A 19,974-nucleotide genomic window follows, 5' to 3' on the forward strand; every position below is an offset into this window, starting at 1 on the left:
ACAGAGATTGTTACTCAGGCTGCCCTTCTTCAGTAGAATCATCAATGACCGATTCCTCTGGTTTTCTATATCTCCCGTGAATATCCTTATAGAGAAGGTAGGCCTCAATATCACCAGTCACTTCAAAATACTTCCACGAAAAGTCTCGCATTCGTATCATCCTTTCTGTGACTGTAGATCCTTAATTGAATGTTCGCGATAAGTTTAGGATGACCCTGAATTCATCTTCTATGCCTTGGAAAAATTGTCATTCATCTTTTCGATAGCCAAAATTCCTGAGATAAAACTCTTGATTTCTCCAGTCTCTTTTCACCTTCACCCATAAATCAAGAAAAATTTTCGATCCCAGCAAATTTTCGATATCTTCCCTTGCTTGCTTTCCAATCTCCTTTAACATGGAACCCTTCTTACCAATCAGAATTCCCTTTTGGGAATCCCTTTCCGTATAGATAACGGCTCGGACGTAAATGGTATTGTTTTCCCGTTCATCCATCTCCTCTATAACCACCGCAATTGAATGGGGAATCTCTTCCCTGGTCAAATGAAGAACCTTCTCACGGATCAACTCTGTAATGATAAATTGTTCTGGATGGTCTGTAATTTGATCCGCTGGATAATATTGGGGCCCTTCTGGCAACATGTAAAGAATTTGCTGCAACAAAGTAGTCACATTATTCCCCTGCAAAGCAGAGATCGGGATAATTTCCTTAAATGAAAAAAGGGAACGGTACTCATCAATATAAGGCAACAGATCATCCGGATGAACTTGGTCTATTTTGTTTACCACGAGAAAGACTGGGGTTTTGATATGGTTTAATTGTTCAATAATGTAACGGTCACCAGGTCCCAACTTCTGAGTGACATCTGTCAAAAATAAAACGAGATCCACCTCCATTAAGGTTCGAAGGGCCAAGTGTACCATAAAATCCCCAAGCTTGTTCTTCGGTTTATGTATCCCCGGGGTATCAATAAAAACAACTTGTCCTACTTCTGTCGTATAAACGGCTTGTATTTTATTTCTAGTCGTCTGGGGCTTGTCAGACATAATGGCGATTTTTTGGCCGATAATCTGGTTTAATAACGTAGACTTCCCCACATTAGGCCTTCCAATGATCGTAACAAAACCCGATTTATACTCATTTTTTCCCATGAAGATCCTCCTGTGTAAATGCTCCCGGCAGCAAATCGGCAACGGTTGTCTCATAAACTCTTCCCTTCATGTTGGCCAGAAGAACAGGCATATCCGGAGGACAAAATTCAACAATCACCTGTCTGCATGCGCCGCATGGAGAGACAGGTCCATCGGTATCTGCCACAACAGCCATCATCGCAAAGTCATTTTTTCCTTCGGAAACCGCTTTAAATAAGGCAGTTCTTTCTGCACAATTGGTCAAACCGTAGGACGCATTTTCAATATTGCACCCTTTGATAAGCTCCCCGTCTTTTGTCAACAGTGCCGCCCCTACCTTAAAACGGGAATAAGGAGTATATGCCCTCTCCCTTGCTTCCTTGGCTTCATTGATTATATCTTCTTTGTTTATTTTATCCATACTGATCTCTTCACCTCAACTGTTATATATCATGTAGAGCTCTCAAAAACATCTGGATATTTCAAAGATAGTGTCTGTTTAAGGGCTAATTCCCGTTCTTTAGCCTCTGCTCTTCGCTCGAACTCGAAAGCTGTCCTAGTGAATTCTTTAGTCCGTCTATATCATCATAAGATTTCTGCTATTTTTTTCCATAAATCTGGTAAGAGAAGGATAGAACCAACAATTACTGACAAAATGGCCATGGTCAGAACTGCCCCGGCAGCTATATCCTTTGCCGCCTTTGCCAATGGATGAAACTCAGGACTTACCATATCTACGATCACTTCTATGGCTGTATTTATCATTTCAAAAGCAAAAACCAGGAAAATGACAATCAAAATAATCGCCACATGAATTAAAGGTGGAGAAACCAAACGGAAAACAAGAAGTACGATAATCGCTACAAATAGATGAATTTTCATATTTCGTTGGGTCTTTATCGTGTAAAAGATTCCCTGAAAGCCAAATCCAAAGCTTTTGAGTAACTTTTTCCACCCTTCCATGTCCATCACCTGAATAAGTGGATAGCCTGTAGCACTTCTTCCTGTCTGGAAAACATTTTCTTCTCTTCTTCTTCTGTTTGATGGTCGTAACCCAACAAATGAAGAAATCCGTGAACAACCAGAAAACCCAATTCCCGTTCAAAACTATGGTTGTATTCCTCTGCCTGTTTCATTGCCCGGGGAATAGAAATGATAATATCCCCCAATAACGCAGGGTAATCCTCGGCTTCTTGCCCGCTCTCTTCAAAATAAATCATATCTTCTCCTTCTCCCATTTCTTCAATGGCAAAAGAAAGGACATCCGTCGGGCGGTTGATACCCCTATACTCTTTATTCAATTGCTGAATCTCCTCATCACCAACCAGTGAAACGGATACTTCCCCCTTTTTCAGCCCTTCCAATTCTGCTGCCTTTTGCAAAACCCTGTCAATCAATTCAATCTGTTCAGGGGTCAATTGAAAGGATTCATCTTCCATAATATCCACGTCCAACATCTTTGCTTTCAAGCCCTTTTCACCTCGATCTCCTTCTCGTCCTTTGGGTACTCAATACGGGAGTGGAAGGTTCCATTCAATGTTTCACAAATGCTTTTTGTAATCAATTCCAATTCTTTAAACGTCAGATCACACTCATTTAATTGTCCGTCATCTAACCGGTCCTTAATGATTTTTCTTACCAGAGACTCGATCTTGTCCGGATTCACCTTAGACATGGAGCGAATGGCTGCTTCCACTGAATCACATATGCCGACAATAGCAGCTTCCTTGCTTTGAGCCTTCGGTCCCGGATACCGATAATCTGATTCAAGAACCTCTCCACTGGTTTGCTGTTTTGCCTTATGATAAAAATACTTTAACAAAGTGGTGCCATGATGCTGTTCTGCAATATCCTGAATTGGTTTCGGGATTTTATATTCTTTCAGCATATTAACCCCATCATAGGGATGAGCAATAATAATCGTTTTGCTTAAACTTGGAGAAATTTTATCATGGGGGTTTTCCATATTAAATTGATTTTCAATAAAGAATCTGGGACGTTTCGTTTTCCCTATATCATGATAATAGGAGCCTACCCTAGCCAGCAACCCATTTGCACCAATGGCTTCAGCTGCTGCCTCGGAAAGATTTCCCACAACCACACTGTGATGATAGGTACCAGGGGTTTCAATCAACAGTTTTCTTAAAAGAGGGTGGTTGGGATTCGACAGTTCAATTAATTTCAAGACAGACAGTATCCCAAAGGCCCCTTCAAAAATTGGCAGCATACCCATGGCCAATATCGCTGAAATCAACCCACTCATTGCCCCATAAACAAGAGCAACGGCAACTTCGGGAACATTATAAGATTTGCTTAACAGCATGGCAAAAAGAAGAATCACGACCATATTGGCCAAAGAAACATAAAAACCTGCCTTAAAAATACTGGATCTTCGATTTACTTTTCCAAGGGAGAATGCGCCAACAGTACTGCTCACCAAGGCAGCGATTCCATACCTAAAATCAAATAATTCCAGCAATTCGCCATTAAACATCAAACTAGCAATAATCATAAAAACAACGCTAGTTATGATCGCCAAATCCATATCAATCAGCAAAGTGATCAAGATAGAGGCAAAGGCCACAGGAGCCAAAAAACCAATGGAGGTATATTCTAAGTTTTGTCCCAAACTGACTACCTTCATTCCCACCAGATTAATGGAGAAAATCAGAACATAAATCAGCAGATAGGAATTATCCTTGGCAATCACACCCTGTTTATGCTCCATATATAGGTACAGAAATAGAACCAAAATGACAACAAGCAGGAAAAGACCGGCATAGGGCCAATAATTAACCTTCTTGGAAAGTAACCCTACCAGATTTAATTGACGGTAGACCTCTTTGGTAATCACCTGATTGGATTCTAAGAGGATTTGTCCCTTTTCAATGATCACAGGCTGCACATTTTGCCTTGCTTCCAAACGCAAACGGTTGGTTTCCTCCTGATTGTACAATACATTAGGAACAATGCTTCCCCTGGCTAATTCCTGGGCAACCTTTCTGGCACTGCTTTCCAAATCTACAGAAACTAATTGTTCATTCACTCTTTCGATGGCCCGTTTTACTCCACCATCTACCTCCTTCACTCCGGCAAGAAGAATTTCACTTACAATATTTTTGGTGATGGCCCGAATGGTTGAAATGGTTTCCGGTGCCAGGGAAACCAGGGTAATATAGGAATCCTTTGACAGTTCGTATGGAATCTCCAACTTGATTTTATCCACTTTTTCCTGAACGGACATCGTTCCATTCACCGAAAGTTCTTTCGCCTTGGCAAATATGGAATCTAATACATCCAATTGATTGGCTGTGATGGTATCATCCTTTTTATAAATAGGACTTACCTCTGAAGCAGCCTTGTCCATCAATTTTTGTGTTGCTTCTTTATCCTCAATGGTGATCGGAGAAAGAATATCTTTTTCCACAACGCTGCCGATTGTATAATCATAAGTTTCGGGGGTAACTCGTCCCATTAAATGAATAAAGATAACAACCCCCAAAATGAGAAAGAAAAATGTGCGAAAAAAACGGCTTTCCTTCCAACGAAGCAGCTTATCCTGAAAAGAAATTTTAAATTGACTTTTTTTCACCATTATCGTCTCCCCTGCCTAGCCTATCCCATTTATCCAACATAGAAACGAACCTGAAAAATTTACAGGTCTGCCATAGTGGAACTAAGGATTCACACGCCCCTATAGTTCCTATACTTGTTGTTGGTAGGCTTGGATAATTTTCTGTACCAGGCTGTGACGAACAACATCAGATTCTTGAAAATAAACAAAAGCCAACTCTTGAATAGAAGATAATATGCGTTGTGCTTCAATTAATCCAGAACGTTTTCCCCTTGGCAGGTCGATCTGAGTGATGTCTCCGGTGACGACCATCTTAGAACCAAAGCCAAGGCGGGTGAGAAACATTTTCATTTGCTCTGGAGTGGTATTTTGTGCTTCATCCAGAATAACAAAAGAGTCATCTAATGTTCTCCCCCTCATATAAGCAAGGGGTGCCACTTCAATTATTCCTTTTTCCATAAAACGGGCAACCGCTTCCGCCCCCATCACATCATATAACGCATCATAAAGAGGTCGGAGGTATGGGTCTACCTTTTCCTGCAAATCACCAGGCAAAAACCCTAAGCTTTCCCCAGCCTCAACAGCTGGCCGGGTTAGGATGATTCTCTTCACTTCTCCCCGCTTTAAGGCCATTACGGCCATGACAACCGCTAAATAGGTTTTACCGGTACCTGCTGGACCAATTCCGAAAACAATATCCTTTTTTCTAATCATGGTGACGTAATGCTTTTGCCCCAGGGTTTTGGCTCGAATCGGTTTCTGCCGAAAGGTAATGCCGATCTCTTCTTCAAAAAGATCGATTAATTCATCCAACATTCCCCGTTTTGACAGATTAATGGCATAGTTTACATCCCTTTCGGCCAAGGAATATCCCCTTCGAATCAAACGGAGCATCATCTGAAAAAGTTCCCGTAACCGGTTGATCTCATCAGAGGTTCCAGAGATTATCAGTTCTTCACTCCGAGTAATGATTTTAGCATCAGTTCCATCTTCTATCAGGCGCAAGAAAGAATCATGGGGGCCAAACAGCTGCTGGCCTTCTAATGTATCATGTAATCTGATTGTTACAGTATCCTTCAGATCATTCAAATGGGCTCAATCTCCTTGTTTTGATTCTGATTCAGTAATAATTGGCTGTTCTTCAGCAATATCTTCAATGACAGCAAAATAGATCTTCATATAAACTTTACCATTCTCCACCCTTCGGTGCAAAACTTTTTCATCCTTAATGTATCCCATATGATCAGATTGTTTTAAAACCTTCTCCCTAGCCATATTTAACCCTAATTGGTAAGCTTTTTGTTCTGCAGTATTTAGCTCTTCCTGATTCACTTCATAAAATGTTTTTTTTTCAATACCAAAAGGAATCTTCCGTTTAAAAAATTGAAGGTACCGTTTGCTCTGCTTTTCTACAAAGTAGGGATAAGGGGAACTTTGTTCTGGGCTTAAGATGATCTTATAATTTCCTAATAAGAGATTCCAGTAGTTTTTTTTGTTCCCCGTGTATTCAGAAATCGTCATCGATAAAGGGAGATTGATTTCCGATTCATACCATATTTCACCAAGAACCTTTCCTTCTGCAACCACGATCTCTTGATTGTCTTCATTACCCATGAGGCCCGAGACCAAGATTTGCCCTTTTGATACCCATTGGGAAGGTTTTACTTGAGGAATCCCTTTCTCTACGATAATCTTTTGAATCATTGCTTTTTTTTTCGCCACCAAATGACGGGGATTCATTAATCTATTCTTCTCCGGCTTTACCTTTTCCACAACTGTAATAATAATCTTGGTTCCTTTTTTTTCAACTCCAACCCATGCAGCATCACTCAATTGGCTTAAAAGCATTTCCCGAGCTTCCTTAAAATCGGGAATCTTCCACTGAAAAGCTCCTTTCCGAATCCCAATTTGCGAAGCCGCTTGATAAACCTCTTTTTTGGAAATCTTCTCCGTTCCTACCACATCAATCTTCCACACCATTGATGATAACATGTACAAAAAAACGATAAAAAAAATGGCGCCAAGAAGAAACCCCTTTCGCTTGCTCCCAAGAAAGGCGACAAAGGGCCAGCCCTTCTTCTTCATGATTCTTATCCGTGTTTCAGTATCCTTTAACATCGGCCGTAACCGATGAAAATCTTTCACTGGGATAGTAATGAACCCTTCATCTTCTCCATTCCAATGAATATTGGACACTTCTATGTTCTCCCGGATGGCCTTATTAATCAGGTGCGGCAAATACCGTCCCTTTACATGAAGGGTTACAAACCCTTGAAACCATAGCTGCCATTTGTTGCTCATAACCTTCCCCCCTTCAAGACTAGTAGATATGGCATTAAAGATTCACACGTCCGCTAGTCGAGTTCGAGCGAGAAGTGATTCATGTCCGCTTCGAGGCTAAAGAACGGAGCCCTCAAAAACATCTGGGTAATTCAAGGGTGGAGTCAGTTTGAGGTCTAATTCCCGTTCTTTAGCCCCTTCGCTAAGTACGAACTCGAAGACTGTCCTTAGTGAATTCTTTAATACCGTCCATATTGAACATTCCGTCTATAAGTTAGAGTCAATATAGTGGATGCTTTCTATTTCACCTTCTAAAAACACCTCTTCTTTAAAGATGGTACGAATAACCAGATTGCTTCCTTTTACCAAAAGTTGTCCTTTTGTTAACAACAAACGGAGTTCCCGATGATCAAACTGCAGAACTCCGCGGTGATTTTCTATATATATCTGTAAGTGTCCGATCATGGTAATCCTGGGAAAATCCAAGGTTACATCTTTTGGTAATTCCAAGATATCTGCCGTTAATTTCCTGATTCGGCGGCTCCACTTTTTCATCTAGTCAGCCCCCTTTGCTCTATTTAACCTTTATGCAATAAATAATTCATTTATAACTTTTTGGTGTTAAGGAAGAATAGAAATGAATTCTATGTAACAAAGGGGTGGATAGTTTGCTATACTTGGAACCACAGTTTCACCATCACCAGGGTGAAATACTCAATATCGTAAATCAGGAAGGAAATGCCGTAGGGTATCTTTGTCTCTTGTATAGAGAAAAGGATGAAGCATATGTAATCGGGCAATTGGATGATGCCGGTGAAAAACAAAATTTCCTGGATATTGTATCCCATTATTCCAATGGTATTAAACAGGCTACCGGTGGAAAGGAGGAACCATACTTATACATCCATGTCGGCGGGGAAAGATTATCACTGGAACCGGATGATGAATCCACCAAACCACCTGCTTTACAGGGAGCACATTAAATTTCCGCTCGAATCATCTGTTGGGGAAGTGGCATGTTTTCAACATGCCACTTATTTTCATGTTGAATTAAAATTTTTTATAGAAATTCGTTGCCGTACTTGTTAATATATTTGGAGTATCCATTTACTGATGAGGAGATGCCGCGGTGATATTTTTAAACGTAATTCTACCCGTATTTTTAATTTTTATAGCAGGATATATTGCACAAAAAAAAATGAAGATGGATATTAAGTCCATCTCCACCACCGCCCTTTACTTAATGCTTCCTGCCCTTATTTTTAAAACATTTTATCAGGCAGAATTGGACAAGACCTATGTTTACATTATTGCTTATGGAATCCTTCTTTCCTATGTGATCATCTGGGTTGTAAAGCTGGTTTCAAGGCTGAATAAATATTCTGCTTCGGAAGAAAGCGGCCTGATCTTATCCACTGCTTTTATGAATAACGGAAATTATGGTGCTCCCATCATTTTATTTGCCTTTGGGGATAAGGCTTTTTCCTACGCCATTGCTATCATGGTCTTTCATACCATTATCATGAGTACAACCGGTATTTATTATGCAGCAAGAGGGAGAGCGGATCTTAAAAAATCCCTTATCTCTGTTCTAAAAATGCCGATTGTACATGCTCTACTGTTAGCCATTTTTTGGCGATGGCTCCAGCTTCCAATGCCGGATAATTTGCTTAAAACCCTTACTTTTGTCGGGGATGCGTCTGTCCCTACCATCATGCTGGTCCTAGGAATGCAAATTGCAGAAATACGGCTCACCCACATACGATGGAATTTTATTTCCTTAGGCATTTTCCTCCGCCTGATTTTGTCGCCAATCATTGCGTGGATCTTGGTATGGTATATGCCAATTGAACTTCTTTTGAAAAAAGTGATGATCGTAGAAGCTGCCATGCCTGCCGCAGCCATTACAACCATGTATGCTTTGCAATTTGATAGTGAACCGGAAATGGTATCAAGTATTGCGTTGATCAGTACCCTGCTGAGCACAATCACCGTGACGATCCTGTTAATTATCATCATATAGATAAATATGATAATAAAAAGGATTTTATACGAATGATATGAGAAAATAATACTGTCTCGCGAATCATCGATTAGAAAGTATAGGAGGTAATCGAATGAAATTAAAAATTAAAGTATACTCCGATTATGTTTGACCTTATTGTTTCCTGGCGGAGGATCCGCTAGAAAAGGCAACAAGGGGAAAGGATGTATCTATTGAATGGATGCCATTCGAACTGAGACCTTACCCGACACCAACTTTAGAACCTAAAGGAGAATATTTACAAAGGGCTTGGCGGGAATCAGTTCTTCCCCTAGCCGAAAGGTTCGGTGTGTTTATGAAACTGCCAGAAGTTTCTCCTCAACCCCATACCCATTTAGCCTTTGAAGGATATCAATATGCCAAACAATACGGTAAGGGAAATGAATATAATCACTCGATCTTCTCAGCCTTCTTTCAAAAGGGAGAAAACATTGGCGATATAAATGTCCTAACCCGCTTGGCTAAAGAAATCGGCCTAAATCAAGATGAATTTCGGCAGGCATTAAGAGAAAGAAAGTATAGGGAATCTCATCAACTGGCATTGAAGCATGCCTATGAAGAAGCCAGAATTACTGCGGTACCTACCTTTTTTATTGGAACGAGAAGACTGCAGGGCTTGCATCCGGCCGAATCACTAAAGATAATCATCGAAGAAGAGTTATCCAAGCTGAATAGTGACAAGATTCCCGAAGGTTTTTCTTGTGAAATCAACGGAAATTGCTAAGAAATTTAGGTTTATTTACGGGGTCTGTACCCAGGGTGGGGATTTCTCCCCCTGGGTTTTTCCAGTATTTGTGACCAAATCAATCCTCGTACTACCTCTTGTTTATTCAATACTGGAGCTTCCCCTATTTCTGCTTCCGATCTCGTCAGATTAAATTCCTTAGAAGTTCTTTCTCCTTCCTGGGTCGTTCTATGTTTTTTTTCTTCACTTTCACTTACATTATCTTCCGTCATTGTACGATTTTCTTTCAATATGAAGATGGATTCCCCCATTTCCTTCTCCTCATTTTTCATTTGTGGAACATGATCTTTGGTCTCCTCCATTGTTGGCTCCCAAGGAATATTAACGGGAGTTGGAGCAGGACGTACCGGAGGAGGTACAGACTTTTTTCTTCTGTCAGAACCGAACATAGAAGAAAAAATACCGATGAAAAGCAGGAGTATCAACCAATTTTCAATCAAAAAATCAAGCACGGGATTCAACTCCCATCCTATTTATTCTTATCATCGGAATGTTTATGGGAATGACCCATCTTTCCAATGGAACCTCTCATTTCAGTATCCGCCATGATGTTTTGCATGTTCATGTAATCCATGACACCCAGCTTTCCAGTTCTGAGGGCTTCAGCCATTGCTTGAGGCACCTGGGCCTCTGCTTCTACTACCTTTGCCCTCATTTCCTGTACCCTTGCTCTCATCTCTTGCTCCTGAGCAACAGCCATTGCCCGACGTTCTTCAGCCTTGGCTTGAGCAATTCTTTTGTCTGCTTCTGCTTGGTCCGTTTGCAGTTGCGCCCCAATGTTTTTCCCCACATCCACATCGGCGATATCGATGGACAAAATTTCAAAGGCAGTCCCCGAATCCAAACCCTTATTTAAAACGGTATGGGATATTGAGTCCGGATTTTCCAAAACATCTTTATGAGTTTTAGAAGAACCTATCGTGGTGACGATTCCTTCTCCAACCCTTGCAATGATCGTTTCTTCCCCGGCCCCTCCGACTAAACGATCAATATTGGCTCTTACCGTTACCCTTGCCCTAGCTTTTACTTCAATGCCATCCATCGCAACGGCAGCCACTACCGGTGTTTCAATCACCTTAGGATTAACACTCATTTGAACAGCCTGAAGAACATCACGCCCTGCCAAATCAATGGCTGCCGCTCTTTCAAAACCTAGGGGGATATTGGCTCGTTGGGCAGCAATCAGGGCATCAACCACCCGATCCACATTCCCTCCTGCCAAATAGTGGCTTTCCAACTGGTTGGTTGTTAAATCCAATCCGGCTTTCCTTGCCTTAATCAGCGGATTAACAATCCGATGGGGGATCACCCTTCTTAACCGCATTCCAACCAGGGTGATGATACCAACAGGAACTCCTGAAGCCAGTGCCGAGATCCACAACATGATGGGCACAAAGGTAAAAAATACTGACAATGCGATAATAATCAACCCAACAATTAGAATAAAAGATATTGAACCTAAGCCAATCACGACTTTTACCTCCTCATTTAAATCATTATTATTTAAGACTCCATTTGAAGCACTTATCTTATCCTGCTTGGATCAACGGTTACCCATCTTCTTTTCTTTCTCTCACCACAAGACGTGTACCTTCAACCAAAACCACACGTATAGGCCGATTCGCAGAAATAAAACCGCCTTCACTGACGACATCTACTCTTTCACCGGCTATCTCTCCAGTACCGGCAGGACGAAGCGGGGTAATAGAAATCCCGTCTTTTCCAAGTAACTGCTGATAATCTTTAGGAGCTACATACCCTGACTCACGAATCTGTTCATCCTTCAATATAAAACGATTCCATATCCCTCGATGACCAAAATATTTGAAGATAATAAATCCAACGATAAAAGCAACAACGGTAGCAATACCAAGGGAAGTAAGTCCATAGACAGTATCATAAGAAGCCATCACCAAACCGGTGATCATGGCGATGATCCCAAGGAAGCCAAATATTCCAAAACCTGGTACGAAGATCTCTATAACCAAAAGAAGAATACCTGCTATAAAGAGAAAGATATCCTCCCATCCTGCAAAACCGGCTAAATAGTGACCAAAAAAATACAGGGCAAAGGCAGATATTCCAACGATTCCAGGAACACCAAATCCAGGAGCAAGCAATTCAAAGATGATTCCCCCTAAACCAATGGCAAATAAAATGGGAATGACATATGGATTGGTTACAATCCTAGCCAGCTTTTCGGCAGTTGTCAGCTTTTCTTCTACAACTTCTGCATCCTTTAATCCTATAAACGCAAGGACTTCTTCCCTGGTTGAAGCGATTGTGTCAGCATATCCCAGTCTCTTAGCCTCTTTGGCATCCAATGTAATCAATTCACCCTTTTGGGTTACACCCGGAATCTCTACATCTGGGTTAACCATTCCTTCGGCAATTAGAGGATTTCTTCCATTCAGTTCAGCCGCTGATACCATCTTTTTCGTCCATGTGGAAACCACCTTTTTGTCAGCCATATTTCCTGCCAAGTCAATGGGTGCTGCTGCTCCCATTGTGCTTCCCGGTGCCATGGCAATCGTGCTGGCATTTAGAGCTATATAGGTGCCGGCCGAGATGGCTTCATCCTTGATAAATGCGGTAACAGGAATGGCACTAAACCGGATCAATTCCCCGATATCCCAAGCTGCTGACACTTCACCACCTAACGTATCAATTTCTAAAATAATGGCATCGGCACCAGCTTCTTCCGCTTCAGTAAAGGATCTTTCCAAAAAAGCTTGAAGCCCCCTCTCTACACCCTGCTCTACAGGAATGACATAAACCAGCTCGCCGGCTGCCGAAGCGGGAGAGGTTGAAAATGGGATTAGACCTGTTATAACAAAAAGGGAATATAGCAATAAGAGAATTCTCCGCCGTTCAATCTTTAACATTCCATTTCCCTCCCTTCTTCTTTGTTCCACTTCTATACGTTTTCCAATCATAAAAAGTTTCATAAACTATTATTCCATTATCACAATAATAAAAAGCGGTATTTCGTAAAAATATCTCCACTTATGAGATTATTTTTAGAAATAAACCGCTTCATTCAGTCAATGGTTCGCCTTATTCATTTTATCATTTATGAAAGGAAGCATCCACGGTTAAGATTGCTCATTCATCTGTTTTTCTTGCATCATCACTTGCACGTATAAAGCAGCTTCAAGACGTTTCTTAATCATTTCACAGTAGAAAGAGTTGACTTGAGTCAGATCGTTGTGAAAGTTATAATGCATCACATGACAACCACCACAGCACAAATATTTAGCCCAGCAGTCTCTGCAGGCAGGCTTTTGATGCACCGTGATTTCCTGGAATGTTTCGCCAATATCTCCCCGGGTGATTCCTTCATCAAGATGACCCATTTTCATCTCCTGAATCCCAACAAATTGGTGACAGGGATAAATGTCCCCTTCAGGAGTAACAGCAATGTAATGAAAACCGGCTCCACAGCCCGAAAGGCGTTTGGCATAACACGGACCATCTTCAAGATCAATCTCAAAATGATGAAATGATATTTCCTTTTCTGTGCCCAAACGTTCAACTACCAGGTCTGTTAAACGATCATATTCTTCCTTTATTTGAGATAAATGCTCTTCCCTTAAACTGTATTTTCTGCCTTCAGGAAGAACAACTGGCTCCATAGAAATTCTACTAAATCCCATATCCGCTAGAAACTGTACATCGTTGGAGAAATCTAAATTTTCACTGGTAAATGTTCCTCTTAAATAAGTATAGGTCCCTATACCATATCTTTTGTCCTGACTTCCCCTTCTATTGGACATCAGTCTCTGCAAATTGGGCAAGATGGTGGAAAAAGATCCGCTTCCATCAGCCTGTGGTCTCATTTTGTCATTCACTTCCGGCCTTCCGTCAAGGCTAAGAACAAGGTTGATGTTTTCTTCATTCAGAAATTGCTCCACTTCCTCGGTTAAATGGGTTCCATTGGTGGTTAGTGAAAAGGAAAATTTCTTCCCCGTTTCTTTTTCCTTGAGTCGTCCGTATGCCACCAGTTCTTTAATCACCTCAAAATTGAGCAGTGGTTCCCCCCCAAAGAAATCGACTTCCAAAACAGGGCTCTCCTTGGAAAGACGAATAAGAAAATCCAAAGCTTTCTTTCCCGTCTCTACGGTCATCATCATTCTCTTCTGACCATAAGGACCGGTTCCGGCAAAACAGTACCGGCAGCGCAAATTGCAATCATGGGAGACATGCAGGCACATCCCAGATATACTTCCGTGATTGAGACGTATATCTGTCGGCAAGGACTGTTCAGTATACAGAACCCCTTCTTTAATCAGTTCTTCTACTTCATGAATCGCTTCCTGTACTGCTGCCTCCCCGAATTCTTTGGATAAAGAATCCATCAATTCCCCTTTATCCGTTGACGGATAACGATGGATAACCTCTGCAGCCAAGTCATCAACAGAAAAGAGAGAGTTGCTGTTTACATCCAATACAATGTTTTTTCCACGATGTTTAAAGAGATGAACAATGGCAGACATCCTTTTATTAAGCTTCCTTCTTTTCATTCACCTTTTTGTAGCACATCGAGCTGGCTACAGTCAGGGATGATTTACATGCAGACTGACAAGATGCTGTACAATAGGCACAATCACCCCAGATTTGTGTCTCCTGAAGACGATTGAGACGAATGACCTTAATATGTTTCATTCTTTTACTCCTCCTTGATTGGTAATGATTTCTTTCTCTCTCTCACCAAACATTATGAATAGAAATCAAAAATAATACAATAGTTTTAACTAAATTCATGGATCTTAACGAGTATAATTCGATTTATAAAGAAATACCAAAGGGTTTATGGACTAAAGTATCCATGGATATAGACAAAAAGCCAGGTGAGCTCACCTGACTTTTATATTGTAAATCATGATAAATTCCTATTGTAACAATTGTTGAACTATCTGGTTGACCAATTTCCCATCAGCACGACCCTTTACCTTTGGCATAAGAGCCCCCATTACTTTGCCCATTTCAGCTTTTGAGCTGGCACCTATTTCTGTGATGGTTTGCTCAACCAAGCGACGAAGTTCCTCTTCACTCAACTGCTCAGGCAGGTATTTAACAAGGATGTCGATCTCTTCCTTTACCTTTTCAACAAGATCTTCCCTGCCTGCTTTTTCAAATTCCTGGAGGGAATCACGTCTCTGCTTTAACTCGCGATTGAGCACAGCAAGCACTTCATCTTCAGACAACTCTTTGCGCGCTTCTATTTCGGCATTCTTTACAGCAGAGCGCACCATTCTGATGACGGAGAGTTTTACCTTATCTTTGTCCTTCATCGCCTGCTTCATATCTTCATTTAATCTTTCTATTAAAGACACGATAAGAACCTCCTATTAGTAAACCTTCCTCTTACGAGCTGCTTCCGATTTTTTCTTACGGCGCACGCTTGGCTTTTCGTAATGTTTACGTTTTTTTACCTCTGCCAAAACGCCGTCCTTTGCGCAAGAGCGTTTAAAGCGGCGAAGTGCACTATCCAGGGATTCGTTTTTACGAACACGAGTCTCAGCCACAATTTTCCCTCCCTCCGCTTAACCATAAACAGCTCTACCCTTTTGGGCAAAGTCTGTCAAAGTTCATTATATTATAGAGGGGTTAGGAAATCAACCTTGACCTGGTGTTCCCAATTTTCCGCCGCTTAATACATGAAAATGGATGTGGAAAACCTCTTGGCCACCTTCTTTTCCACAATTATTAATGACTCGGAATCCTTTCAATTCCAACTCTCTGGCGAGCTTTTGAACTGTTGAATGAATCTTGCCCATTAGGGGCAGATCCTGTTCTTCCACATCCATATAGGTAGGAATGTGCTTTTTAGGAATGACCAGAAAATGTACATCCGCTTTCGGATGAATATCGTAAAAGGCCATCACATCATCATCTTCATAAATCTTTTGGGAAGGAATTTCTCCCGCAACAATTTTACAAAAAATACAATCCCTCACTCAAAACGCCTCCTTTATTACTTTTCCAAAAACTTCTCATTTTTATTAGCATATTTCGATCCATTATTGCTTAAATTCCTTATCATAAAATTGAATGACCTCATCCAGCCATTCACCCAAATGGGGCTTTAATTCCACCACTTTTTCTTTGGCTACGTTAGGGTCATATCCATTTTCCATTAAATAAGCATAGGTACTTAATAATTCTAAGAAAGAAGAAGATTTCTCAGACAACTTTTGAATCAGATCCTCATAATCCTGGAAACTAAATGCGGGTTGAGATTCTTCATAAGCATTTTTAAAAAGAAGTCCTTTCTCAGTAATCCGATAAAAATAGTTGTCCCCTGGCTTATCTTCCTGTAAAAATCCTTGTTCCACTAAATCATGAACCAGTCCCTGCAGCTCAAAAGAATAGGGGCCATAATGATGGTATTCATATTTGAAGGAAAAATCTAAGCCCCTGTGTTCCAGAAGGTGAATGGTTTTCTGAAGCCTTTTTCTCCCGCTTAATTCTTTTACCCTGTCAAAAAAGGTAAGCAGCTGATAAGCCTTTTCGAACACGGTAAATCCCCCCTTCCAAAGTTAGTCAACCTCCAAAATCGCATCCCGCAGATACTCTGGAACATAGTAACCCTCGCGAATAATCTGTTTGTTTCTGATTGTTTTGATCACATCCGATACCTGGGATAATTCATATTCCTTTCCTTCTTCATCAAATAAAAATATTTGCTCAGAAGCTTCCTGTTCTTGCGGGCCCTCAAAATCATGGGGCTTGTGCATAATGTAGGTATCTTTGTAGGAACTGCTTGAAATCTCATCCCTTAACAAAAGATATTTTTGCGGAATTCCATGGGATTTCTCCGCATTTTTCGCTAGTTCCATTAAGGTAAACCAGTCCATGCTTCTCAGAATAATTTTATATAATTTCCGGTTTAATAACCGCTTTGACAAATCGGACAGGATCGGATCATCATGTTTTGCCCATCGGGATAAAAAGTACCAGATGATGTGATCATCCAGCTTCAAATAATGAAAAAGTCCCTCATCAGATAACCCCATTTCCAAAAGCTGTTGTAAATCATCAGGGATCTCTACGGGAACTCCGCCAGTTTTTAACTCAGATACCCTTTCAAAAATTTTTTCCACTAACAATTCTGCACTTCGTGTTGTTTTATGAAAATATACATTCACATACATATAATATCTTGCCATCACAAAATCTTCGGCAATGCTCTTTCCCTTGTCAAGATCAAGACCTACTTCCATCTCCCCGTTAATGGATCCCAGTCGAAGAGAATTGATCAGCCACTCCAAATCAAAGGTTCCATATCCGGCACCCGTTAACTTGGAATCCCTCAGAAGGTAGTCGATTCGGTCGGTATCCAGTTGACTGGACAACAGTTTAACCACCGCTTTGGAGGAATGGGTTCGGCGAATCACTTCCGCCACTTCTTCTGAAAAGCCTGTCCGGTATGATTCCAAAACCTCTTTCACCATGGTGTCACCGGTGATTATTTTCACTGTCCACCGTTCATGACGAACTTTGGTTATCCTTTCCAAAGCATGGGAAAAAGGACCATGTCCAATGTCGTGAAGAAGGGCAGCTACCAACGCAAGCATCCTTTGATCGTTAATTTCTTCAACAAAACGCTTCGCATCTTTTTCTTTAGACCGGGAAAGCTTCTCTATAAATCTTTTCATCACATGGATAACCCCAAGGGAATGGGAAAAACGGGAATGCTCTGCTCCTGGATAAGTAAGAAAACTAAACCCCAACTGCCGAATATGGCGCAACCTTTGAAATTCTGGGGTATCTAACAGGTCAATAATTAATCGTTCATCCTGTTTATCAAACTGGATAATATTGTGGACCGGATCTCGAAAGACCTTCAAGAATGACTCCCCCTTATAGGGTTCAGTTATGAGACATTTTTAAAAAAGGATTTATCCCATTTTTCATAGTTATTTCCAAATTGCTTTTTCAACCCGTCAATAAACATATCTACCAAATCAGGGTCAAACTGGGTACCAGCACAACGCTTCAGCTCACTTACAGCTTCTGCCATGGTCATTCCTTCTTTATATTGCCTGTCCGCTGTCATGGCATCAAAAGAATCAGCGATACACATAATCCGGGCATGAAGCGGGATCTGTTTATCCTTTAGTCCCATTGGATACCCCTTCCCATCATATCTTTCATGGTGGTGACGGATAACAGGAAGGAATTTTTTAAAGAAATGAATATCCTTCACTAACTGATAGCCCACTTCGGGATGAGTCTTCATCACTTCGTACTCTTCTGGAGTCAGCTTTCCCGGTTTTGTCAAAATTTCATTTGGTATTTCAATCTTCCCGATATCATGCCAAGAGGCTGCTCTAGATAGTTGAACGATGTCTGTCTTGGGCAATTTCATGTTTTCCGCCAGAAGGACGGTCCAATACTTCACACGCTCACAATGCTCATAAGTTATCGGATCCTTCTTCTTAATCATGTATAATGTAAAATTGGTACAGGCTAAAAGTTCATTGTTAAAAATATGACGATATGTAATAGCCGGCCGCAAGAAATACGCCAAAAACGTAAAGGCAGCTACGCCGATAATGTTAGTGAAATAATAGAGGATGACATTTATGAGTCCAAGGAAAATAGTAGTAGCACTAGTTTTTAAAGCAGATATTATTCCTACTAAAGCATTAATATCCAACTTACGTTTTTCAATGGAAACTACCAATAGAACCAGAGAATTCAGAATTAGCACATATAACAAACCAGAAAAAATAATTAATATAAACGATTTCCCAGAAAAAATATTTTGAATATCAATATTAAACATTTGTTTAATTAAAAGCGAAGGAATTAATGTAGAAGTACCCATCGCTGAAAAATTAAATAATACTTTATACCACTCTTTTTTATATCTCAACAAATCTAAACTACTCAAAGCAGCAACAAATGCAGCAAAAAAGGGATCTAAGAAAACCATGGCAGGTAATATAATAGGTAACCTGATTGAGAACACCAATCCAGCTTTTAAATCCTTAACAGATCCATAATTAAGAAAAGTCATTAAAAGAACCAAAGAAATCGTGATCAGAAAATTATTTGCAGATAAAGACATCGGGTCAAATATCCAAATTTGTCCTGAAATGAATAATATAACTATGAAGGAAACATAAAGTATCAGAAACAGGTTCAAAACAGCTCCCTCCTAAATATTCCTGCATAGCATAACTTTAAAAATTAAATTACCAAGTAGTAGATTCGCCAGCGGCGGATTTAGCTTGTTTAATAGCAATCGCTAAAACACGGATCACTTTTTTCATGCGATGACCTCCCTTAAATGAAATTTTTTAGTCATTTAAGTTCGGCTCATCTCGCTTTCGGCTCTGCTCCTTCGTTATGCTATGCAAGATTGAAAACTACGCGAACGTATCCATCCTTCTGTTCAGACCGTCCAAGACTGCCTTTGCCACGCTTCCTAAGAGGTCTTTGTTGTAGATGGATGACCCTACATACATCCCTCCGGCACCTGTCTCGGTATTCATCACGGATAGGGTGACACAAATGACATCTACCGCTCCCATTGGGATTTTGCGAACGGTATCGATTCGGATGCTGTAATTGGAAACAATATTTGTAATTGCCTTTGCCGCAGCATTGGCAATGATATATTCAATTTCCATTTCAAAAGAATGAACTTCCATTTTTCCAGTAATGATGTTGTCCTGATACTCCAATTGAACAACACCTTCTACCACATCATTCCTCTTGAATGCCTGATAGGCGGTAATGAAACGAACACGACTTAATTTGCTGGACTCTCGATCTATTGATCGCTCTATGATGCTAATTTTTTGATGATTAACCCGAAATCCAAATACACTGCGGAAGGTTTCCTCCACATCCCTTTTTATATCCTTCGGATGTCGTTTTCCATCGCTAAAAATACCGATGGCTAAAATATCTCCCTCATCATCAACATCCAGGTGTCCATGATCTACATTCTTGATTTTTTTTATTTCTTGTTCAAAAGCTACGATATGTTCCTGTTTCAACATCTATCCGACACCCCTGATATCTATGATTTCATGGTAACTAGATTCGTTAAAAGATGACAAAATCCTGCTATATTCGAGTGTTTTACTACAAAAAAATTTCAAACTTCTAAGGAAAGAAGGAAATTCCCAAATTGTAGAGAATCTGAAGAAGAGGTAATTTAAACTAATTTATAGACTGATCTA

Annotated in this window: 24 protein-coding genes; 3 read left to right on the forward strand and 21 right to left on the reverse strand. The window is 40.5% G+C overall.

The features are described from left to right. Positions 1-10 precede the first annotated feature (10 nt). The 9 genes from L1765_RS02265 to yqfC form a co-directional block, all read right to left on the reverse strand. A complete protein-coding gene (locus L1765_RS02265; RefSeq protein ID WP_236404146.1) occupies positions 11-151 on the reverse strand; it encodes a YqzL family protein in 141 nt (46 codons plus the stop codon). A gap of 96 nt (positions 152-247) precedes the next feature. Continuing rightward, the gene (era, locus tag L1765_RS02270) at positions 248-1,150 is read right to left on the reverse strand and encodes a GTPase Era (RefSeq protein WP_236404149.1); all 903 of its coding nucleotides are present in this window, start codon (positions 1,148-1,150) and stop codon (positions 248-250) included. Next, positions 1,137-1,541: a cytidine deaminase gene (locus tag L1765_RS02275; RefSeq protein WP_236404500.1), complete on the reverse strand. Its 405-nt coding sequence runs from the start codon at positions 1,539-1,541 to the stop codon at positions 1,137-1,139. Before L1765_RS02275 ends, era begins: the two co-directional genes overlap by 14 nt. Positions 1,542-1,714: 173 nt before the next feature. Then, entirely contained in the window at positions 1,715-2,092 is a 378-nt protein-coding gene (locus L1765_RS02280) for a diacylglycerol kinase family protein (RefSeq protein ID WP_236404170.1), read from the reverse strand. 5 nt (positions 2,093-2,097) lie between these two features. Beyond that, the gene (ybeY, locus tag L1765_RS02285) at positions 2,098-2,586 is read right to left on the reverse strand and encodes an rRNA maturation RNase YbeY (RefSeq protein ID WP_236404501.1); all 489 of its coding nucleotides are present in this window, start codon (positions 2,584-2,586) and stop codon (positions 2,098-2,100) included. Positions 2,587-2,594: 8 nt separating this feature from the next. After that, positions 2,595-4,724, reverse strand: coding sequence for an HD family phosphohydrolase (locus L1765_RS02290; protein ID WP_236404172.1), 2,130 nt, complete (start codon positions 4,722-4,724; stop codon positions 2,595-2,597). 108 nt (positions 4,725-4,832) lie between these two features. Continuing rightward, a complete protein-coding gene (locus tag L1765_RS02295; protein WP_236404176.1) occupies positions 4,833-5,792 on the reverse strand; it encodes a PhoH family protein in 960 nt (319 codons plus the stop codon). Between the two features lie 6 nt (positions 5,793-5,798). Then, positions 5,799-7,004, reverse strand: coding sequence for a sporulation protein YqfD (gene yqfD, locus L1765_RS02300; RefSeq protein WP_236404178.1), 1,206 nt, complete (start codon positions 7,002-7,004; stop codon positions 5,799-5,801). 246 nt (positions 7,005-7,250) lie between these two features. Then, the gene (yqfC, locus tag L1765_RS02305; RefSeq protein ID WP_236404186.1) at positions 7,251-7,538 is read right to left on the reverse strand and encodes a sporulation protein YqfC; all 288 of its coding nucleotides are present in this window, start codon (positions 7,536-7,538) and stop codon (positions 7,251-7,253) included. Between the two features lie 104 nt (positions 7,539-7,642). Between yqfC and L1765_RS02310 the strand changes: the two genes are divergently transcribed. From L1765_RS02310 to L1765_RS02320, 3 genes are all read left to right on the forward strand, one after another. Continuing rightward, the gene (locus L1765_RS02310; RefSeq protein ID WP_236404189.1) at positions 7,643-7,966 is read left to right on the forward strand and encodes a hypothetical protein; all 324 of its coding nucleotides are present in this window, start codon (positions 7,643-7,645) and stop codon (positions 7,964-7,966) included. A gap of 146 nt (positions 7,967-8,112) precedes the next feature. Then, positions 8,113-9,006, forward strand: a complete 894-nt coding sequence (locus tag L1765_RS16065; RefSeq protein WP_236404196.1) for an AEC family transporter — start codon at positions 8,113-8,115, stop codon at positions 9,004-9,006. 145 nt (positions 9,007-9,151) lie between these two features. After that, complete coding sequence (locus L1765_RS02320) at positions 9,152-9,751, forward strand: DsbA family oxidoreductase (RefSeq protein ID WP_329609978.1); 600 nt, start codon at positions 9,152-9,154, stop codon at positions 9,749-9,751. Between the two features lie 11 nt (positions 9,752-9,762). Here the strand turns inward: L1765_RS02320 and L1765_RS02325 are convergent, their stop codons facing one another. The 12 genes from L1765_RS02325 to L1765_RS02380 all read right to left on the reverse strand — a co-directional run bounded on the left by L1765_RS02325 (position 9,763) and on the right by L1765_RS02380 (position 19,791). Next, positions 9,763-10,224 (reverse strand): hypothetical protein, encoded by a 462-nt coding sequence (locus L1765_RS02325; protein ID WP_236404200.1) that lies wholly within the window; start codon positions 10,222-10,224, stop codon positions 9,763-9,765. Between the two features lie 17 nt (positions 10,225-10,241). Further along, positions 10,242-11,240, reverse strand: a complete 999-nt coding sequence (floA, locus tag L1765_RS02330) for a flotillin-like protein FloA (RefSeq protein WP_236404502.1) — start codon at positions 11,238-11,240, stop codon at positions 10,242-10,244. A gap of 82 nt (positions 11,241-11,322) precedes the next feature. After that, positions 11,323-12,708, reverse strand: coding sequence for an NfeD family protein (locus L1765_RS02335; RefSeq protein ID WP_236404202.1), 1,386 nt, complete (start codon positions 12,706-12,708; stop codon positions 11,323-11,325). Between the two features lie 159 nt (positions 12,709-12,867). After that, positions 12,868-14,268: a thioether cross-link-forming SCIFF peptide maturase gene (gene scfB, locus L1765_RS02340; protein ID WP_236404211.1), complete on the reverse strand. Its 1,401-nt coding sequence runs from the start codon at positions 14,266-14,268 to the stop codon at positions 12,868-12,870. Positions 14,269-14,275: 7 nt separating this feature from the next. Continuing rightward, positions 14,276-14,437, reverse strand: coding sequence for a six-cysteine ranthipeptide SCIFF (locus L1765_RS02345; protein WP_236404218.1), 162 nt, complete (start codon positions 14,435-14,437; stop codon positions 14,276-14,278). 227 nt (positions 14,438-14,664) lie between these two features. Then, entirely contained in the window at positions 14,665-15,108 is a 444-nt protein-coding gene (locus tag L1765_RS02350) for a GatB/YqeY domain-containing protein (protein WP_236404219.1), read from the reverse strand. A 15-nt stretch (positions 15,109-15,123) separates the two neighbouring features. Continuing rightward, positions 15,124-15,300, reverse strand: coding sequence for a 30S ribosomal protein S21 (rpsU, locus tag L1765_RS02355; RefSeq protein WP_236404222.1), 177 nt, complete (start codon positions 15,298-15,300; stop codon positions 15,124-15,126). Positions 15,301-15,390: 90 nt separating this feature from the next. Beyond that, entirely contained in the window at positions 15,391-15,732 is a 342-nt protein-coding gene (locus L1765_RS02360; RefSeq protein WP_236404225.1) for a histidine triad nucleotide-binding protein, read from the reverse strand. Between the two features lie 63 nt (positions 15,733-15,795). Next, positions 15,796-16,293 (reverse strand): hypothetical protein, encoded by a 498-nt coding sequence (locus tag L1765_RS02365; RefSeq protein ID WP_236404228.1) that lies wholly within the window; start codon positions 16,291-16,293, stop codon positions 15,796-15,798. Positions 16,294-16,314: 21 nt separating this feature from the next. Then, positions 16,315-17,625 (reverse strand): HD domain-containing protein, encoded by a 1,311-nt coding sequence (locus tag L1765_RS02370; RefSeq protein ID WP_236404232.1) that lies wholly within the window; start codon positions 17,623-17,625, stop codon positions 16,315-16,317. Between the two features lie 26 nt (positions 17,626-17,651). Continuing rightward, positions 17,652-18,929, reverse strand: a complete 1,278-nt coding sequence (locus L1765_RS02375; RefSeq protein ID WP_236404235.1) for an HD-GYP domain-containing protein — start codon at positions 18,927-18,929, stop codon at positions 17,652-17,654. Between the two features lie 223 nt (positions 18,930-19,152). Then, positions 19,153-19,791, reverse strand: a complete 639-nt coding sequence (locus tag L1765_RS02380) for a hypothetical protein (RefSeq protein WP_236404247.1) — start codon at positions 19,789-19,791, stop codon at positions 19,153-19,155. Positions 19,792-19,974: the final 183 nt, after the last annotated feature.

The organism is Microaerobacter geothermalis (assembly GCF_021608135.1).
In the GTDB taxonomy this organism is placed as follows: domain Bacteria; phylum Bacillota; class Bacilli; order DSM-22679; family DSM-22679; genus Microaerobacter; species Microaerobacter geothermalis.

Excerpts from the sequence above, each read along its gene's own strand:
- L1765_RS02265 (WP_236404146.1), bottom strand. The coding sequence starts at position 151 with ATGCGAGACTTTTCGTGGAAGTATTTTGAAGTGACTGGTGATATTGAG.
- era (WP_236404149.1), bottom strand. The coding sequence starts at position 1,150 with ATGGGAAAAAATGAGTATAAATCGGGTTTTGTTACGATCATTGGAAGG.
- L1765_RS02280 (WP_236404170.1), bottom strand. The coding sequence starts at position 2,092 with ATGGAAGGGTGGAAAAAGTTACTCAAAAGCTTTGGATTTGGCTTTCAG.
- ybeY (WP_236404501.1), bottom strand. The coding sequence starts at position 2,586 with ATGTTGGACGTGGATATTATGGAAGATGAATCCTTTCAATTGACCCCT.
- L1765_RS02290 (WP_236404172.1), bottom strand. The coding sequence starts at position 4,724 with ATGGTGAAAAAAAGTCAATTTAAAATTTCTTTTCAGGATAAGCTGCTT.
- yqfD (WP_236404178.1), bottom strand. The coding sequence starts at position 7,004 with ATGAGCAACAAATGGCAGCTATGGTTTCAAGGGTTTGTAACCCTTCAT.
- yqfC (WP_236404186.1), bottom strand. The coding sequence starts at position 7,538 with ATGAAAAAGTGGAGCCGCCGAATCAGGAAATTAACGGCAGATATCTTG.
- L1765_RS02335 (WP_236404202.1), bottom strand. The coding sequence starts at position 12,708 with ATGATTGGAAAACGTATAGAAGTGGAACAAAGAAGAAGGGAGGGAAAT.
- scfB (WP_236404211.1), bottom strand. The coding sequence starts at position 14,268 with ATGTCTGCCATTGTTCATCTCTTTAAACATCGTGGAAAAAACATTGTA.
- L1765_RS02345 (WP_236404218.1), bottom strand. The coding sequence starts at position 14,437 with ATGAAACATATTAAGGTCATTCGTCTCAATCGTCTTCAGGAGACACAA.
- L1765_RS02380 (WP_236404247.1), bottom strand. The coding sequence starts at position 19,791 with ATGTTGAAACAGGAACATATCGTAGCTTTTGAACAAGAAATAAAAAAA.